This window comes from Labrenzia sp. THAF35 (assembly GCF_009363595.1).
In the GTDB taxonomy this organism is placed as follows: domain Bacteria; phylum Pseudomonadota; class Alphaproteobacteria; order Rhizobiales; family Stappiaceae; genus Roseibium; species Roseibium algicola.
Window position 1 is genome coordinate 3056919 of the sequence record NZ_CP045380.1, and the last position, 17780, is coordinate 3074698.

Annotated in this window: 16 protein-coding genes; 9 read left to right on the top strand and 7 right to left on the bottom strand. The window is 55.7% G+C overall.

Annotation, left to right across the window (positions count from 1 at the left end):
- Positions 1–2: 2 nt before the first annotated feature.
- The 3 genes from FIU93_RS13905 to FIU93_RS13915 are packed head-to-tail and all read left to right on the top strand — an operon-like array spanning position 3 to position 3331.
- Complete coding sequence (locus FIU93_RS13905; protein WP_152505901.1) at positions 3–1472, top strand: sulfatase-like hydrolase/transferase; 1470 nt, start codon at positions 3–5, stop codon at positions 1470–1472.
- Positions 1469–2368: a dihydrodipicolinate synthase family protein gene (locus FIU93_RS13910; protein ID WP_152505902.1), complete on the top strand. Its 900-nt coding sequence runs from the start codon at positions 1469–1471 to the stop codon at positions 2366–2368. Before FIU93_RS13905 ends, FIU93_RS13910 begins: the two co-directional genes overlap by 4 nt.
- A 51-nt stretch (positions 2369–2419) precedes the next feature.
- On the top strand, positions 2420–3331 hold the full coding sequence (locus FIU93_RS13915; RefSeq protein WP_152505903.1) for a dihydrodipicolinate synthase family protein: 912 nt from the start codon (positions 2420–2422) through the stop codon (positions 3329–3331).
- Between the two features lie 434 nt (positions 3332–3765).
- On the opposite strand, the gene FIU93_RS31880 is transcribed toward FIU93_RS13915, so the two are convergent.
- From FIU93_RS31880 to FIU93_RS13930, 3 genes are read right to left on the bottom strand one after another with little or no spacing between them, the layout of a single operon-like run.
- A complete protein-coding gene (locus FIU93_RS31880) occupies positions 3766–4158 on the bottom strand; it encodes a response regulator (protein WP_152505904.1) in 393 nt (130 codons plus the stop codon).
- A gap of 50 nt (positions 4159–4208) precedes the next feature.
- Entirely contained in the window at positions 4209–4868 is a 660-nt protein-coding gene (locus FIU93_RS13925; RefSeq protein WP_152505905.1) for a response regulator, read from the bottom strand.
- Positions 4861–6732 carry an ATP-binding protein gene (locus tag FIU93_RS13930; RefSeq protein WP_152505906.1) on the bottom strand — a complete coding sequence of 624 codons (1872 nt, stop codon included), beginning with the start codon at positions 6730–6732 and terminating at the stop codon, positions 4861–4863. The genes FIU93_RS13925 and FIU93_RS13930 overlap by 8 nt, the downstream gene beginning before the upstream one ends.
- 208 nt (positions 6733–6940) lie before the next feature.
- Between FIU93_RS13930 and FIU93_RS13935 the strand changes: the two genes are divergently transcribed.
- The 5 genes from FIU93_RS13935 to FIU93_RS13955 all read left to right on the top strand — a co-directional run bounded on the left by FIU93_RS13935 (position 6941) and on the right by FIU93_RS13955 (position 12171).
- On the top strand, positions 6941–8596 hold the full coding sequence (locus tag FIU93_RS13935; RefSeq protein ID WP_152505907.1) for an arylsulfatase: 1656 nt from the start codon (positions 6941–6943) through the stop codon (positions 8594–8596).
- A gap of 112 nt (positions 8597–8708) precedes the next feature.
- On the top strand, positions 8709–9008 hold the full coding sequence (locus FIU93_RS13940) for a hypothetical protein (protein ID WP_152505908.1): 300 nt from the start codon (positions 8709–8711) through the stop codon (positions 9006–9008).
- A gap of 18 nt (positions 9009–9026) precedes the next feature.
- Positions 9027–9449 (top strand): cysteine rich repeat-containing protein, encoded by a 423-nt coding sequence (locus FIU93_RS13945; RefSeq protein WP_152505909.1) that lies wholly within the window; start codon positions 9027–9029, stop codon positions 9447–9449.
- Positions 9450–9682: 233 nt separating this feature from the next.
- Positions 9683–10144 (top strand): hypothetical protein, encoded by a 462-nt coding sequence (locus tag FIU93_RS13950; protein ID WP_152505910.1) that lies wholly within the window; start codon positions 9683–9685, stop codon positions 10142–10144.
- Between the two features lie 41 nt (positions 10145–10185).
- Positions 10186–12171, top strand: a complete 1986-nt coding sequence (locus FIU93_RS13955; RefSeq protein ID WP_152505911.1) for an alkyl sulfatase dimerization domain-containing protein — start codon at positions 10186–10188, stop codon at positions 12169–12171.
- A gap of 484 nt (positions 12172–12655) precedes the next feature.
- Here FIU93_RS13955 and FIU93_RS13960 read toward each other — a convergent pair whose 3' ends face one another.
- From FIU93_RS13960 to FIU93_RS13970, 3 genes are all read right to left on the bottom strand, one after another.
- The gene (locus tag FIU93_RS13960) at positions 12656–13492 is read right to left on the bottom strand and encodes an alpha/beta hydrolase (RefSeq protein ID WP_152505912.1); all 837 of its coding nucleotides are present in this window, start codon (positions 13490–13492) and stop codon (positions 12656–12658) included.
- Positions 13493–13573: 81 nt separating this feature from the next.
- Positions 13574–14248: an acetoacetate decarboxylase family protein gene (locus tag FIU93_RS13965; RefSeq protein ID WP_209010363.1), complete on the bottom strand. Its 675-nt coding sequence runs from the start codon at positions 14246–14248 to the stop codon at positions 13574–13576.
- Between the two features lie 369 nt (positions 14249–14617).
- A complete protein-coding gene (locus FIU93_RS13970) occupies positions 14618–15856 on the bottom strand; it encodes an NADH:flavin oxidoreductase/NADH oxidase family protein (protein WP_152505914.1) in 1239 nt (412 codons plus the stop codon).
- Between the two features lie 217 nt (positions 15857–16073).
- Here FIU93_RS13970 and FIU93_RS13975 point away from each other — a divergent pair, with 217 nt between their 5' ends.
- Positions 16074–16508 carry a MerR family transcriptional regulator gene (locus FIU93_RS13975; protein WP_152505915.1) on the top strand — a complete coding sequence of 145 codons (435 nt, stop codon included), beginning with the start codon at positions 16074–16076 and terminating at the stop codon, positions 16506–16508.
- A gap of 187 nt (positions 16509–16695) precedes the next feature.
- On the opposite strand, the gene FIU93_RS13980 is transcribed toward FIU93_RS13975, so the two are convergent.
- Positions 16696–17748 carry a TRAP transporter substrate-binding protein gene (locus FIU93_RS13980; protein ID WP_152505916.1) on the bottom strand — a complete coding sequence of 351 codons (1053 nt, stop codon included), beginning with the start codon at positions 17746–17748 and terminating at the stop codon, positions 16696–16698.
- Between the last annotated feature and the right edge of the window lie 32 nt (positions 17749–17780).

A 17780-nucleotide genomic window follows, 5' to 3' on the forward strand; every position in this document is an offset into this window, starting at 1 on the left:
CGATGCGGGAAACCGGACGGCCGAACATTCTCTTCTTCATGCCGGACCAGCTGAGGGCAGATTTCCTTGGCTGTTACGGTGCCCGTTTTGCCAGAACACCGAACATCGATGCGCTTGCCGCGCGCGGCATGCTGTTTGACCGCTGTCTGTCGCCTAACCCGATATGCGTGCCTGCGCGCGCCAGCCTGCTGACCGGCACGACCTCGCTGGAAAACGGCGTGCTGGTGAACGGTGCATGGCTTCGCCCGGACCGCCGGGAGTGCGGCCTGGACAGCTGGCCGGAACTGCTGTCGCAGGGGGGCTACGACACCTGTTCCATTGGCAAGATGCACTTTTATCCCTGGGATGCCTCGGAAGGATTCCATGAACGGGTTGTCGCGGAGGACAAGCGCCAGATTGGAATTCGCGATGACTATGCGGATTTCCTTGAAAGTCGCGGTAAGTGCAAACGTCACGGGCGCGAATTCGAAGGGTACCGCGAGAACGCCGGTGCCTGTTACTCGCCTTTGGCCAAGGAAGAACAGGTGGATCTTTGGTGCGCCGATCAGGCGGTTTCCTTCTTGGAAAGGCGCGATGGAACCCGGCCCTTTGCCCTTATGGTCGGGTTTCCCTCGCCGCATTGTCCCTACGATCCGCCGCCTGAAATCGCCGCACTGTTCGACCCTGAGGAGATGCCCCCACCGCTTGCCGAAACGGCGGAAAGCGAGGCCCTGCGCCCGTGGCTGATCTCCAACATGAAGAACCCTTGGGCGGATCTCGATTATTCGGTCTTCACCAACGAGCAAAAGGCAAAGGTCAGGGCGCATTATTCGGCGTTGATCCATATCGTCGATCTGGCCGTCGGCCGCGTGCTCACCGCCCTGGATCGCCTGGGACTGAGCGATGACACGATCATCGTCTTTGCATCGGATCATGGTGATTTCGTCGGCGACTACTCATTGGTCTGCAAGAATTTCTTCATGGACCCGTCCATCCGTGTGCCGATGATCGTGGCCGGTCCCGGCGTATCTCGACAGATACGTGCCGACACCGTGACCCTGAGCGATCTTTACCCGACGTTCCTGCAACTCGCCGGCCTGGAGGCACGTAAGGACCTTGGCTTTGCGAGCCTTTTTCAGGATGCGCCGGACGAACCACGCGTCATCTGCGGGGCGACCCATCGCGGTTTCATGATTGAAAAGGACCGCAAGAAGCTTGCCCGCTATGTCGGAGGCACAATCACGCTTCACGACATGGAAGCGGACCCGGGCGAGCAGGTCAATCTGGCCGACGATCCCAAGTGGCAGCAGGTCCGGCAGGATCTGGACAGGGCTCTGACGGACTGGCAGGTGGCGGAGACCATCAAGGGGCACCGGGAGAAGACCATTGTCTATGCGGCGGAAACGAAGCCGCAACCGGGGAGCGACCCGGGCATTCTCGGCCGGAACTGGCAGCGACCCTACCCCTGGTCGGCGGAAACGGCAAGAAGATGAACCAAGAAAAGATTGGTGGCGTGTTGCCCGTGCTTTACGCCTTCTTCAATGAGCAGGGTGGCTTGCGGCTGGACGGGTTCAGGCACCAATGCGAGCATTGCCTGGAAGCAGGCGCCGACGGCGTGGTTCTTTTCGGGTTCATCACGCAGTTTTACAGGCTGAGCCTTGCCGAAAAGATCGCCGCCTTGCGGGAAACCGTGAAGAGCCTGGAGGGCAAAGCCTCGTTGGGTGTCACGGTGATGGACGCGACGCTGCAGGGGCAACAGGACTTGATCAGGGCCGCGCGGGAGGAGGGCGCCGACTGGGTCATCCTCCAGCCGCCACTCGGGCCGCCAGCGGACCCGGCCGACTGGGTTGAAATGCTTAAGCCGCTCATTGATGAGGCGGGTCTTCCAATTGCGATCCAGAACGCTCTGATCGCGGGAACGTATCTGTCCAACGCGGATCTGGTCGACTTGCAGCGGAACTGCCCGAATCTGATCGGAGTGAAGGCGGAAACCGCCAGTGAGGACGTCGCCGCCTTTACCGCCGACCATCGCGACAGGTTCCGCATCCTGACGGGAAACTGGGGCGTTGAATACCCTTTCTTTCTCCGCGCAGGTGTCCATGGCCTCATCCCGGCTCCGAATTTCGTTTCCGAGCAAGTCGCCATTCACCGGGCTGCCGCGGCCGGTGACTGGGAAACGGTAGACGCGATCCACGCGCAAATCCTGCCCTTGATGCAGTTCATCCGGGAACGCCCTGCACCAGAGGGACAGATCCTGCTTGGCAAGCAGGCGTATGGCTGGCGCACGGGCTATGGGCCCGGTCACAATCGAAAGCCGGGCCCTCGAACATGTGACCCGCGCATCCTGGAACACGCGCAGCGTCTTCAGGATCGACTGCTGTCGGGATGAACAATCGACCTCCGCCCACCCATTTGTGCTAAAGATGAGTTTCGTAACACCATGCCCGCATATTCCGGAATCTGGCCCGTTGCTCCGACCCCGTTCCATGAAAACGGGATCGTGGACAATGAAGGCATGCGCCGCGTCCTCGATTGCATGATCGACCAGGGTGTCGACGGGATCTGTATTCTCGCCAATTTCTCTGAGCAGTTCCTGCTCTCCGACGAGGAGCGAAGCGATCTGACCCGACTGTCTCTGAACCACGTTGCGGGTCGTGTACCCGTCATCGTCACGATCAGTCATTTCGCGACACAGATTGCCGTTTCGAGGGCAAAGGCGGCCAAGAGCTTGGGGGCGGCGATGGTCATGATGATGCCGCCCTATCACGGTGCACTTCTCAAAGGAAACGCACAGCAGACCTTCGAACAATTTGCGAAAGTTGGCGAAGTCGGCATCCCGATCATGGTTCAGGATGCCCCGCTTTCTGGTGTGGATCTTCCCGTGCCGCTACTCGTGCGTATGGCCCGAGAGATCGAGATGGTGAAGCTCTTTAAGATCGAGTGTCCACAGGCTGCCGCGAAACTCCGCGCGCTCATAGCCGAGGGGGGCAATTTCATCGAAGGGCCCTTCGATGGTGAAGAAGGCATCACGCTTCTGGCCGATCTGGAAGCAGGGGCCACGGGAAGCATGACGTCTGCCATGATCCCGGACAAGATCAAGCCAGTCCTGGAATTGTATGCATCCGGAGACCTGGCCGGCGCAGCGTCCGTCTATACCGAGGTGTTACCGGCAATCAACCACGAGAACCGGCAGTGTGGTTTCCGCTCGGCAAAAGCTGCCATGCTGGAAGGCAAGGTGATCCGATCTGACTATTGCCGTCACCCGATTCCACCTCTGCATCCAGATACTCGGGACCTGCTACTCCGACTTATTCGTCCGCTCGATCCGGTGGTGCTGAGTTGGGGCAGATAAGGTACTTAGACCAAACTGGCTTGGGAGCGTTATTTGGAAGGAACGACTGCTTACAGAAAACAATCTTATGAGCCTGAACGACCGAAATGGGGACGCAAAGCCGCCATTGAATCAATAGGTGTTGAACGGCAGCTCTGGGCCGGAAACCACTCCGCATCCAGGGCCGAAAAATGTCAGCTAAGTCCGATCAGAGTACGTAAACTGTCCACAGATGGCTCTGTAGCTGATTGGTTGTTACAAGTTAACCGGTCGGCCAGAAAGGTGCTTCTATTTCGGTAGTTTGCTCTTATTTAGATTGCTTTCAGAAAGCAGTCGATTGTTGCGAAGCAGGTCGCCAGTCCATGTTCCAGAGTTTGTTCAGGAAAAAGAAACACAACGGCAAGCTGGCTGCACTAAATCAGAAGTTCGCGAGATGATGGAATGCTGAATCTGAATCACCAACCTGGCTTTAACGGCTTTGCCATCTGAGCCCGATGGATTGCAGAGGCAATCGTAGGACCATCAAGTGGTTTAAGGAGGTAGTCTATGGCACCTGCACCGAGACATTTTTCCTGTAGTCCGTCCTCATCAAATCCCGTCATGATGATGATGGGGATGTGTAGATCTCGCTCGCAAAAGCAAATTACCAGGTCGAGGCCCGTCATCTCCGGCATGTGGTAGTCAGCGAAAACACAGACCGGGTTGGAACTCGTCCCTTCACGAATGAACTGTTCCGCAGAAGCAAAGTCTTCGCATTCGAACGCAAGCGACCGGATTAGTCGACTTAGCGCCTTTCGAACAGTCGCATCATCATCGACGAGCGATACAAGTGGAAGGTTTGCAGTCATCGACGGAAACTATATGAGAAAGCCTGGTGAATGTAGTTGCCCTTAGGTCCCTATTGAACATTTTCGCTTCGAGCGTCCGGCGGTAAGCCCATTTTATTCCGGTAATCAGTGACCTCACGAACAAGATCTGCGATCGTCCGGACCTTCAGCTTCTCCATCATCCGGCCCCGGTGAACTTTTGTGGTTTTTTCGGATATGTTCAGCTCAGCGGCAATTTGCTTGTTGAGTTGCCCGGAAACGACGAGTTCAAGGACCTGGTTTTCCCTCGGAGTGAGGCTCTCGAGACGCTCTTGCATTTCCCTCTCGTGCTGTCCGTTCCAGCGCAAGATCTTGTCCCGTTTTAGAGCTTCGTTGACCGCGGCGAACAGCTTTTCGGCACAAACCGGTTTTGTCAGAAAATCGACAGCACCTTCCTTCATTGCATCTGCGCAAACCACGATGCTGCCGTGACCGGTCAGATAGATGACCTGCCGGCTCGAACTCTCTTTCCTGAGTGCATGGTAGAGCTCAACTCCGTCCATACCGGGCATCTCGAGATCCAGAATGGCGCACCCAGGCTCTTCCGGGTCGTGCTTATCGAGAAAGGCCTGTGCGCTAACGTAACCTTCGGTTACATGCCCGGCTGAACGCAGCAGACGTCCGAGTGCGACAAGCAGCTCCGGATCGTCGTCAACGAGGTATATTTTCCCAGTCTCAGAAACTTCATCCATCAGCAGCCTCCTCCGGCGAGGGCAAGCTCAAATATACGCACGTACCGCTCGCTTTACTCGTGTCGAAATTGAGTGTGCCTCCGTGCGCCTGCGCTATCGAGCGACAGATCGGCAATCCGAGCCCCATGCCGTGCTTGCCGCCGCTCACGAAGGGGCTGAAGGCTTTCTCTTTCATTTCGTCGGACATTCCCCTGCCTGCATCTGATACGCTCAACCTTCGGGCCTCAAAAGGTCCAAGCCCCGTTTCAATCTCGATCACACGCTGAGCTTTGGGGAGATCAGTCATGGCCTCAGCGGCATTGAGCACCAGGTTCAAGACAATCTGCTGAAGTTGCGCCGAGTTTCCCAAAATGATCATGGAGTGGCTGGACGGCCTAAAACTCACCGTTGTCTGGCGCGCAACCAGCTCACTGTTCGCCAGCTTGAGGGTATCCTCGACGACCTTGTTGAGATCGATCGGCTGCAAAACGACCTCTTGTTTGACCAGGAGTTTGCGCAAATTGGAGATGGTGTCGGCAGCTCTCCGGTCGGCGGATGCAATATCACCCAGTATGTCCCTGACCTCCTCAAGGTCGGGTGGATCCGTGTTCAATAAGCGTACGCCGGCCTCGGCGTTTGCAAGAATGGAAGTCAGCGGCTGATTGAGTTCATGTGCAAATGCGCCTGAAAGCTGACCGAGCTGGTTTGCCCTTGCAAGGTGGGTGAGTTGTAGCCGTTCAAGGGCAAGCTCGTGCGCCATCACCCTTCGCCGCCGCGCCGAAATTATCAGGGCGAAAATCGTCACCGATTGAAGAGCGATGATCATCAGACCGACAAGTATTTGCAGCCGGTATTTTTCCCATACTGTGGGGTCGTAAAGCTCGATCCGGACATCAGTTGGAAGACTTGCTCTGTCAATGTTCCAGCGCTTCAACTGGTGCCAATCCAACAGTGGTACGCTTTTTGATGAAAAGAACCGTTCCTCAGGAGGCTTGCCATCGAGGATCCGCCCGACAAGGCGCGCCATGTCCGCACCTATGTCTTCAAACAGGTTTACCTTCCCGCCAACTATACCGGTGCCTAAAAAGGTGCTGTAGACACTGTAAACTGGAGCCGTTGAAACCAACGCTATCTCTGTAACCGCATCTCGCGGAACGAATTTCTGACCATCGGCATCCTCCAAAACCGTGAGAACAATCAGAATGGTTTTCTCGCCAAGGCCTGAAGCAGCCGTCTTGAACTGAGCCAGGGTCAGTTCCGAGAGATACTCCACTTCAAGCCCTTCGAAATTTGGACCCAGCATCTTGTGAGCGCGTTCCTGCCATTCATGGTCGTAAGGCGCGGATCCTGTAATAACGACAAGCCGGTTCGCATCTGGATGCAGTGTTTTTGCCAGGCGAGCGGTCTCTCTAACGTCGAATTTTCTGACGATCGCGTAAACATCATCCGGAAGGTCTTTGTCTTTTACTCTGGCCTCGTTCACACCGCCCACAACGACTGGCACATTACGCCCCAGTCGTTCGCGCAACTCGAGTGACATGTCGAGCGATTTCGAGCCGACTGCAACAATCGCATCAATCGAAGTATCGCTATATTTCTCAGTAAGAAATGCCGACAATTTTTCTCTGAAACCCGCCGACGTAAAGCGGGTGAGATCCAGAAACTCGCTGTAAAACTCGGTAGCGACCGGCTGTGCGACCTTCAACTCGGAAAAAAGGCCGGAAAAAATTTCTCGAGTTGCTGGGATTGTGCTTTCGGTCTCGTAGAGGACAAGCACTTTGTGAGCGCGCTCCTGTGCATTGATGCCGGTGTTGATCAAAACCACGCAAGTGAACAGAAACGAAACGAGCTGCACCCTCCCTGCAATTCTCGATTGTTTTTTCATAGTTGCCCTTTGGTCCAACTTACGCAACGACACTTCAAAGGTGTTTACTTTCGTAGATGTCCGCTCGCATCAAGCATTCGCATTTGATTTCAGACAGATAACAAGTCGATTTTATAACAGCTCTTGATTTCAAACGAATTGATGAAGCTCAAACAGTTGAACAAGTAGCGGGCTAAGTGATCAGAAATGACGATTGGAGTACTTGGCTATGAATACACGATCCATGCCCACTCAACGACCATCGAGACCAAGAGCGGTCGCGGGTGTCCTCGCCCTGGCTGCCGCGTTCAGTCTATCGGTTTCCGCCGCTGCCCTTGCGCAGGACGCGCAGAAGCCGAACATCGTCTTCATCATGGGCGATGACATCGGCACGTGGAACATCGGCGCTTACCACCGCGGCCTCATGGCCGGCAGGACTCCGAATATCGACAAGCTTGCCGAAGAAGGGGCCATCTTCACCGACTATTATGCCGAAGCAAGCTGCACCGCCGGTCGAGCTTCGTTCATCACCGGTGAGCTGCCCATCCGGACAGGACTGACGACCGTCGGCCAGGCCGGGGCCAGCATTGGCATGCCGGCCAAGGCGCCGACCATTGCAACGGCGCTCAAAGAGCTTGGCTATGCAACCGGCCAGTTCGGCAAGAACCACCTGGGTGACAAAAACGAGTTCCTGCCGACCCTACACGGTTTCGATGAATTCTGGGGGTACCTCTATCACCTCGATGCCATGGAAGACCCGTGGCATCCCAACTATCCGGAAGACCTGAAGGACAAGGTTGGACCTCGCAACTTGCTGCATACTTTCGCAACCGACAAGGAAGATGACACCGTCGATCCCCGCTGGGGAAAGGTGGGCAAGCAGCGTATCATTGACGAAGGGCCACTGCCGCCGGAACCGACCGAAGGCGTCAAATACAATATGGAAACAGTCGACGAAGTCATTCGCGACAAGGCCTTTACCTTCATGAACAAAGCCAAAGAGGACGACAAGCCGTTCTTCGTCTGGCTCAATCCGACACGCATGCATGTGATCACGCACCTGGCGCCGAAATATGAGCAGATGCGCAATTCGGAAAATGGCTGGACCATTCAGGAAGCCGGCATGGCGCAGTTCGATGACATCATCGGCGATGTCATGAACAAGCTCGAAGAAATGGACATTGCCGACAATACAATTGTTGTCGTTTCCACCGACAATGGCGCTGAAGGGTTCTCTTGGCCCGACGGCGGCAATACACCCTTCAAAGGCTGGAAGGGCATGGGAACCGAAGGTGGTTTCCGAGTTCCCGCGATTGTCCGCTGGCCCGGCAAGGTCGAACCGGATCAGGTGATCAATGGCGTCATGTCCGGTTTGGATTGGTTCCCAACTTTTGTCCATGCCGCAGGTTATGACGGCGACATCGTCGCCGATCTTCAAAAGGGCAAGACGCTCAATGGGACGGAATACAAGGTTCATCTGGACGGATACGACCAGATCGAACTTTTAACCACAGGCGAGAAGTCCGCCCGCAATGAGTTCTGGTATTTCACCGAGTCAACACTGGCGGCTGCGCGGGTAGGAGACTTCAAGTACACCTTCATTGATCAGCCCGACGGCTGGTTCGGCCCCAAAGTTCCTCTCGACTGGCCAGGCATCGTAAACCTGCGCCTCGATCCGTTCGAGAAGATGGGGCTTGGCGACTCAATCTTTGCAGCAAACTGGTGGGCCTACGAGTTCTGGCGGTTCGTCTTCGTCCAGCAGGAAGTCGCCAAGCTGGCGCAGACAGCCGTCGATTTCCCGCCGATGCAGCCGGGTGCGAGTTTCAACCTCTCCGCAGTCAAGGCAAAGATCGAAAGGGCGATGTCCAACAGAGCCGGAAACTGAGCCCAATGAAAGCAGGCCGGGCCCGACTGGTCCGGCATGCCTCCAGGTGTCTATGTGGCGACCTGCGGCGGCAGCGGCCTCAACGATTGACGCAAGTCAGGAGAAATCTGTGATGCAAAGAAAACACTGCTTCATTTGGTCTTTCGCCATATCGGCGGCGTTTCTGTTCGAGCCATTGCCTTTACTGTCCTTTGGCCTGTCGACCGCACGTGCGGAGGTTGGCCGGCCATTGACGCCGGTCAGTGTCGCCGGTGTCTCCAGGCGCACAGCGCGCCGTACTTCCAGGCGTGTCGCTTACAGAAACTCGATCTCCGGGTGCGCGCCCTATCGCAGCTACTACAATTGCGGCGGTGTCTACTACGCTCCGACCGTTCAGAACGGCGTGGCTGTTTACGTCGTTGTCAACCCATAGACGCGATCGGAGAGGAAGATGACCAAACCAGCAAGTCTTGCCGTTCTGTTCGCCTTGGTACTCGCATCGGCAGCCTTCCTGCTACCTCCACCGGGACGTGCGCAGGGTGTACTCGAGGCGTGCGAGAAGTCGATCGAAGACCTGTGCTCCGGGGTAACGCCTGGAAACGGCCGGATGATCTCGTGCCTGTATGCGCACGAAGACCACCTCGACGAAGCCTGTGCCAATACAATCTCCGATATCGGAGACATCCTAGATCATATGTTCGCAACCATTCGCGACGCTATGGCGGTCTGCGCGGACGATATCGAGAAACAGTGTCCCAACACGGAGTTCGGCGGCGGTCGGATCATGTCCTGCCTGCAAGAGAATGCGGCCGATATATCCCCTGAATGCCGTGCGTCAGTCGAAAGTTTTGCCGCTGAATTAGCCGAAGAGTGAGTGATGCAGAAGGGAGACGACTTCAGTCGCCGGTTTGGAAGAAAGTTTGCATGAGGCTTTCAATGTTGTTCGAACAGTTACTTCTCTCTGGTGTATCCGCGCACCCTGAAACTGGTCGCGTAAGAAGAAACCTTGCGGCGGTACTCGCGCTTGCGCTTCTCGGTTCTCTCGCAGCCCCGGCAGCGATTGGATGCAGCTTTCACAACGTCCTTCCGGAGCCGAAGCTCGATGGCATGTATCCGGGCTCTCTCTCGGTAGCGGTCGCATTGCGAAACGCGGCGAACAAAGGTGTCGTTGATGCCGCGGTACTTGATGCGCCTCGAAACGTCGCAACTCTCTTCATGTACACAATGCCCCGCCTCCGTGAGTTCCGCAAAGTCCTCGCAGGCTCTGCCGTTGCGGCGGAGTTGCCGGCAAGTTTCTCGCTTGGCTATGTGGAGAGCGGCCTTTGGACACGTTACTCGCAATCGGCCGGCAACATCGAAGACAAGATCCACACGGACGGCCCCAGTGCCAGGGAGGCGGTCATGCTCACCGGTGAACCTGTGCTTCTCGCAATCCTCGCGGGGGACTTGCCGGTCGAACGTGCTCTTGCCGATGGCTTGATCCTTATTGAAGGAAACGAGACCGAAAAGGCGGCACTTCGCGCAGCATTGGAGGATACGACACCGGTCATGAGGATCAGCAACCGTTAGATCAATTTTTCGTTTCGCTTCACCATGCATGGAGACTAGGCATGAGACTGAAACCAATAACCTTCGCCACAATACTAGCTGCTGGCCTCTGTCATACGGCGTTGGCGCAAGACACCGCCAAGCCCGCCACCGAAGCGACAAAAGCGGCCAATTCGGCGCTGCTCAAGGAATTGCCCTTCAGTAACAAGCAGGCCTTTGAGGACTCCAAGAAAGGCTTTATCGCTTCGCTTGAAAACAACGGCGTGGTCAAAAATGCAAAGGGAGACGTTATCTGGGATCTGACGACGTTTGACTTCCTGGCGGGCGACAACCCGGCACCGGACACCGTCAACCCCAGCCTCTGGCGCCAAGCGCAGATTATGCAGCACTTTACCGGTCTGTTCGAGGTGACAAAGGGCATCTATCAGGTTCGCGGTCTTGACATCTCCAACATCACCTTCATCGAGGGGCCGGACGGTGTGATCGTAATGGATCCGCTGGTATCCGCCGAAACCGCTAAAGCAGGGTTGGATCTCTATCGGAAAAACCGCGGCGACAAACCCGTCGTGGCGGTGATTTTCAGCCACTCCCACATTGATCACTACGGCGGCGTCAAAGGTGTCGTGAACCAGGAAGATATCGATTCCGGCAAAGTCAAGATCTATGCGCCGGAGGGCTTCACGGAAGCTGCCCTCAATGAAAACGTGATTGGTGGCAACCGCCAGACACGACTCAGCGGCTACCAGTACAGCCAGTTGGTGACGCCAGGCCCAACTGGCAGCGTGACCAGTGGTCTAGGCCTGATCAATTCCAGAGGAACCATCACGTTCGCCGTTCCGACCAATGTGATCACCGAGCAAGTGCAGAAGGAGAAGATTGCCGGTCTGGACATAGAGTTCATGCTCGCTCCGGATACCGAAGCACCTTCAGAAATGTTCTTCTATATCCCTGAATACAAGGCGCTTTCTACCGCGGAGGACGCAGTCCACACGCAGCACAATGTCTATAGTTTGCGCGGGGCCAAGGTCCGTAGCGCGTACAACTGGGCCAAGTACCTGAAAGAAGCCAATGAACGCTGGGGCGGCGAAGCCGAAGTTCTCTATGCGCCGCATCACTGGCCCGTCTGGGACAAAGAGCGCGTCAGTGAGCACCTGACCAGGCAATCCGCCGCCTATAAATATATCAACGACCAGTCGATCCGCCTGGCTAACTCGGGTTACGACATGATCGAGGCTGCCGAGATGATCAAGTTGCCCAAGGACCTTCAATCCGAATGGGGATTGCGAGGTTATTACGGCACCACAAATCACAACGTGAAGGCAGCCATCGACAAGCAATTTGGCTGGTACAACGGCAATCCTGCCACGCTGCACCCGCTGCCCCGGGTCGAAGCCGCCAAGAAATACGTCGATTACATGGGCGGCGCCGATGCAATCGTTGAGAAGGCCAAGGTCGATTTCGACAACGGCGACTACCGTTGGGTCATGCAAGTGATGATGCAGGTGGTCTACGCAGATCCCACCAACATGGAGGCGCGTAATCTCATGGCGGACGCCAGCGAACAGCTCGGCTATCAGGCCGAAGCAGGCACCTGGCGCGGATGGTACATGAGCGCTGCCAAGGATCTGCGCGAAGGTGTTAAACCCGTTTCGGTCGCCGTTTTCGCGAGCCCTGACACCGTCTCTGCCATGCCGCTCGAACTGTTTTTCGACTTCCTTTCAATCCGCCTGGATGGCCCCAAAGCGGAAAGCAAGACGATCAAGTTGAACGTGGATCTCCCTGACACCAAGCAGAAATACTTGCTGGTAGTTCAGTATGGCGTTCTCCAGTACCACAAAGGCCAGCAGGCGACCGATGCCGATGCTAGCCTTACCCTTGACCGGGCGACGTTGAACGAGGTTATTGCCGGAAAGCTGAAGGTCGAGCAGGGCGTGACAGGCGGCAAGATCAAGCTCGACGGGGATCCCAAGAAATTCGAGGAGTTCGTCGGACTGCTCGACACCTTCGATCCCTGGTACCAGGTCGTGATGCCGGTAGGAACGAAATAACTCAAGAGCAAGGCCGGTGCCTTCGGGCGCCGGCTTACCCAGATCCTTTTTGAAAGCGGAGAATAGCACATTCGGACGTGAGCCATTCGGGTGGCTTGTAGTTCGATGCAAAGTTTCAAAAAATCCGCCTGCAATTTTTAAAGGATCGAACCGTATTTACAGTCCAATCTCATCGAATGACGGCTGTTGTAATGCCAAACCTTAGACCCCCACAGTCCGCTTCCGGCCCTTTGCTGACCTTGGCTGTCGTCTCAATCAATGGCGGCTTCGCGCCCCCAAATTCGCCATTCAACTAATCCGAATTGTTTCCTAAAAGCGGACATACATGGCTGTTTGACAACGGGTTTTGTGTACATGTGGGCTTTCGCACGGCAAGAAGTTGCTGAAAGAATAGAAAACCCAATCTCAGCAAAGGTCACAAGTGGTGGAGTTGTGAAGCGCTCCACCACGTGTTTCACGAATTCTAACGACGAGTTTATCGATCTTATCCGCGGACGAACTTCAGAAGGTCGGCGTTGACCACATCGGCGTTCACTGTGAGCATCCCGTGCGAGAAGCCCGGATAGATGATCAGAGTGCTGTTCTGCAGAAGCTTGTCCTGCATGATTGCTGCTGTCTTATAGGGAACAACCTGATCGTCGTCGCCGTGCATCACCAGGGTGGGGACGGTGATTGCCTTCAGATCTTCGGTCTGATCGGTTTCGGAGAAGGCCTTGATGCCTTCGTAGTGTGCCTTGGCGCTGCCCATCATGCCCTGCCGCCACCAGTTCTTGATGACGCCTTCTGATGGTTCGGCGCCGTCGCGGTTGTATCCGTAGAACGGGCCCGCGGGGACATCGAGAAAGAATTGGGCTCGATTGGCCGCGAGTGCTGAACGGAAATCGTCGAAGACCTCGATCGGTATGCCGTCTGGGTTATCCGATGTCTTGACCATCAGAGGCGGAACCGCGCTGACCAGCACTGCCTTGGCCACCCGGCCCTGGGGCTGCCCATGTTGCGCAACGTAGCGCGCGACTTGACCGCCCCCCGTCGAATGGCCGATATGGATGGCATTCCTGAGATCGAGATGCTCTACCACTGCTGATGCGTCGGCGGCGTAGTGGTCCATGTCGTGACCCTCGCTGACCTGGGAAGAGCGCCCATGTCCGCGCCTGTCGTGAGCTACGACGCGATAGCCGTTTTGGAGAAAGAACAGCATCTGGTTGTCCCAGTCGTCTGCGCTTAGCGGCCAGCCATGATGGAAATGGATCGGCTGTGCGTCCCGTGGACCCCAATCCTTGTAGAAGATTTCTACCCCGTCTTTCGTGGTTACAAACGACATGCTCAGTCTCCCTCCTGGTGTTGAACTTCGTTGCAAAGTCCCGCGAACTGAAAGCACTCCCGGTGAAGGTAGCGCCAATCCCTATGGCTTCAATGGTGTCGGCAGGTGCAGAACCAGCTGAGCGTCCTTGACGACGTCGAGACGCAGAATTCTGGAAGCCCCCAACCCGTCAAGCAACTGGCTGAGCGTTCCCCCCTTGCGAGTGAGCTGAACCTCACCGGGAAGGAGGCGTTGGCCGAAGGAGAGTGTGTTGGTCTGTACCCTTGTCTGATGCCATTCGCCGTCCACAAGATGGATCAGGTTGTTCATGCCCAGGCGTGATTGTGACGGCACGTTGCGCAGTCTTGGCAAGGCAGAAGACAATGTGAGATCCGGATCACCGCCGGCGTTAGAAATCCGGGCTTCAACCTTCGAAGAGATGTTCAGTTCAATCTTCGCAAGCCACTTCGGCAATTGATAGCCGTAGACGCCTCGCACACGCGCAATCTCGGTATCCACGGGCAGCGCAAGAACATGCGCATGAAAATTCCGGCGCCGGATTGCCTGCAACAATTCAAGTGCATGCGGTCCTTTCGCACCCGGTCGGCGTACCACCACCGCAACAGACACCTCATTGTAAGGGTCGTTGTCGCAAACCGGGTAAGAGAAGAACGTGAGCGCCAGCAAGCCAGACGAGGGTGTAATTTTCAGCGGCTCAAGCGGCTCGGGAATTGCGGCACGCAATCTGTCTGCGGGCGCGAAAAGCAGCAGTTGCACACTTTGGCTTCGATAGTAGAAATTCGGCGCCCATGTGGGCCCGATCCTTGACTGGACCTGTTGTTTTGGAATGCGTCGGAAAAAATCCACATTTCCCGCCGCAGGATCTTTTGCAACCTCATCAAGGTCCGGATTCATTCTGAACCGATCATAGTATCCACCTCTTGGCACTTCGACCTTTTGGCCGCCGAACTCGATTTCCGACTTCTGTGATTGCATTCAAATTTGGCCTTCTTGGCAGGTGTGCATGGCAGGCACGTTTTCTGACTTTTGGTCGGCAGCAAGGCTTGAAAGCGTAAGCTTAAACCCAACTTCAAGGTCAAGTGTAGTTTTCGAGCGCCTTGGAGGGTCGTTCAGGGCTCACCTTGGTCAGGCATGCGACGCGCGGAGCCTCATCCAGTTCCGGTACTGCCGGGCACGTCGCTTTGCGTCGAACTGAGAGACGAGCAACGCCCAAAGCGGAGAAATCCTAGGCACTGTCGGTCTCCTATTGGCAAGCCTGGATAGCTGATATTTGACGGCAGCCATGTGTGCGATTGCGGCAACAGGCTTGTTTTTCCAGTTGATTGGCTTCAGACGCGGAGCGCTTGGTTTTCCGAGCCGCCAGTCACGCGGCAACTGAGGTGTAATGGCCAGAGCCGTGGCAATGCCCACCATATCGACACCGCTGTTCAACACCTCTTCGGCAACTTCCCGGCGGCGGATACCCCCAGTCACCATGAGGGGCATCGGGGCAACAGTAGCGATTTCCCTTGCAAACTCGAGGAAGTACGCTTCCCGGGCAAGCGTTCGTTCGTCCCTGGAAGACCCCATCATGGCCGGGGCTTCGTAGCTGCCGCCGGACAGCTCAACCAGATCAACTTTAAGTGCGCCCAGCATTTTGACGACCGTCTGCGCATCTGCCGGGGAGAAACCACCACGCTGGAAATCGGCGGAATTGAGTTTGACGGCCACAGCAAATTCAGGCGCGACCACAGCACGCATGGAACGCACAATGTCAATCAGCAGTCTTGAGCGGTTTTCGAGACTGCCTCCCCATTGGTCTTGCCGCCGATTGGTGATCGGCGAAAGGAACTGGCTGAGCAGGTAACCGTGCGCTGCATGGATTTCCACGCCCGTAAAACCGGCGCGCTCCGCCAGCAGAGCAGCGTTGACGAAACGTTGCTCCACGTCAGCAATGTCGGCAGCAGTCATTTCACGAGGAACCGAAAATCTTTTTGACTGAGTTCCCAGGTCGATCGCGACGGCAGAAGGCGCCAGTGTTTCCTGACCAAGTCCCGCCGGCATCTGGCGGCCGGGATGATTGATCTGCATCCATACCTGAGCCCCGCGTGAACGTGCTGCCTTGGACCATGCTTCGAACCGATCCAGATACCGATCGTCTTCTAGAACGACCCCGCCCGGTCCGGTCATGGCACGTGCATCGATCATCACGTTGCCTGTAATGATCAAACCGGCTTCACCTTCAGCCCACGTCTTGTAGAGGCGAAGTAGATCTTCGGACGGGGCATGGTTCTGGTCCGCCATGTTTTCTTCCATGGCTGCCTTGGCGATGCGGTTCGGTATGACGGCTCCGGAGGGGAGCGACAATTGAGTGAAGAGGTTCATTTGTTGGTCTCCAACGATAAAATTTGCGCAACCCTAACCTTTGAGTTAAGTTTAAGGTCAAGGGTTTTTTTTGGCGTAGATTTTCCGTTGAGACCCCGGGCTCATAATCGCTGATCCAAATGGCTCAATTCCTACTTGGGAGAGCACATCTCCCGGCTTTCTAGGCCGCGTAACTGATGCAAACGCGCGCTCAACATATTCGTGTGAGGCTAGAAAAATGAAAATTGGTGAACTGGCAGAAAGAACCGGCCTCACGTCATCACGGATCAGGTTTTATGAACGGGTCGGTTTGCTCAAATCTGTCGAGCGACTTCCCAACGGCTACCGCGTCTATCCACCTGAGACGGTCACTTTACTTAATCTGATTGTGTCAGCTCAGAACGCAGGTTTTAGTTTGGAAGAGCTGACTACGCTTCTCCCTCAGGATCTTGCGGACTGGCAGCATGACAAACTTTTGGAAACTCTGCGCCGCAAGATCGAGGAGATCGAAGTTCTTCAAAGTCGGTTGAACGAAAGCAAGGCACAACTTGTCGAAGTGATTGCGCAAATTGAAGTTCGGCCGGACGGCATTGATTGTGCCTCGAATGCCAAACGAGTGTTGTCATCCATCCAGGTGAAAACACCTGTCAGTATGGAGAAATTAATGGACTAGAAGAGTGGAACTGGCAAATAGCTTGCCGCAACAATGCTTCCGGCAAAGAGCAAAACCAGTGAGTTCCGGTGGACGCAGAGATACGTTGCGCCAGAATATGTGAAAAGTTGAAATATGGTGGGATGTAGCCCCCAACAAACCTAGCAGGCCAGAAGAGAATCTTCCTCTTCTGGCCTGATTGTTGGGATTACACGATGCCGCGAAGTTTTTGAAACTCGTGCAACATCTCTCCGACGCGGCCACAGTACTTCGGATCCTTTTCCGAATACTCGTCGACCACCTCAAGGGAATATTTGTGTAGATTCATCAGGGCCTCCTCATCGAGCTGAGACAGCTCCCCATTCATCTCCTCAATAAATTCCTTTGTGTACAGCATATCCCTGTAAAGGAAGTGTGCGCTTGCATCGGCGGATGTTGCCCGAACGATCTCGTTGAAGGTCGCCTGAAGATCGGTACCAATAGAGTTCCAGCGCTCGAGGCTGACGAGAACTTCGCCATTGAGATGACCAAGCAGGTCCGGTCTCACGATGTACTTGTTTACCTCTTGCAGGTTCATTCCCCATCCGGTCGAGGTCGACCCCCAATGTGCTCCATCGACGACACCGGTTTGCAGGCCCTGATACAGCTCAGCACCTGGTATTGAGACCGGCGTTGCGCCCATTTTGGAGAAGACAAGAGCTGCCGGGCCAGTAGAACGGACCTTCCATCCGGCAAAGTCCGCTGTCGTTCTCAAGGGGCGGTTGGAGTACAGGGTCAATCCGGCATAGGAAACTGGTCCAGCCTGATAGACGCCTTGCTCGGCATAAGCTTCGCGGATGATGTCGAGCGCACCCATTTCGTACATGAATGCGGCCATTTCCTCGTGCTTGTCCCAGGTGCCGATGAACCCGTTCAGATGTCCCGCGACCGGGATCCTTCCAATCCAGTAGGCCGGATAGATGAAGGCACTTTCCAGCAAACCGCGGCGCACGCCATCAAGGACTTCCCCGGTACGAACAAGGCCATCATTCGGGACGGGCTTGATGGTCAGCTCACCGTTCGTTGCCTCGGTAATCCGGTTGCAGAATTTGACGAAAACCTCCTCGTAATACCAGTTTCCCGTCGGCCAGTGCGTCTGCATTTGCCATGTAACATTGCTTTGCGCGATTGCTGGCGGGGCCGCCAGGGCCGTCGCGGCGACGGCGCCTGCGGACGCCGTCAAAAAACCACGGCGCGTCGAATTCACTTGATGGTCTGCCATTTTTTTCTCCTCCTCTTTGACACGGCTGGAAA